The 262-nt window shown below is 43.9% G+C and carries 1 protein-coding gene; it reads right to left on the reverse strand.

Features of this window, described 5'->3' with window-relative positions; translation table 11 throughout:
• Positions 1-262 (reverse strand): T9SS type A sorting domain-containing protein (locus F1003_RS17070; protein ID WP_235898425.1); only part of this gene is annotated, 262 nt, incomplete at both ends.

The following is a 262-nucleotide window of genomic DNA, read 5'->3' on the forward strand; positions in this document are numbered from 1 at the left end:
GAGCAAAATTCTTTTAACTTCTGTCTTTTGGCCCGAATCCTTCTCGGGAACCATGTATAAGTAGTAAGTGCCGCGCGGCAGGCTGGCTACATCCATTTGAGTCCTTTTGGTGCTGGCTGAGAATGAATTTGAACCTGAAACTGCGCGAACGATGGCCGATTTTTCATTGTACAAAAGGATTTCTTTCGGAAGTAGCTTATCAGCGCTCTCACTTTCAAAATCGACACTGATCACATCTCTTGCAGGATTTGGATAAATGTTG

The organism is Winogradskyella ouciana (assembly GCF_009709615.1).
Lineage (GTDB): Bacteria > Bacteroidota > Bacteroidia > Flavobacteriales > Flavobacteriaceae > Winogradskyella > Winogradskyella ouciana.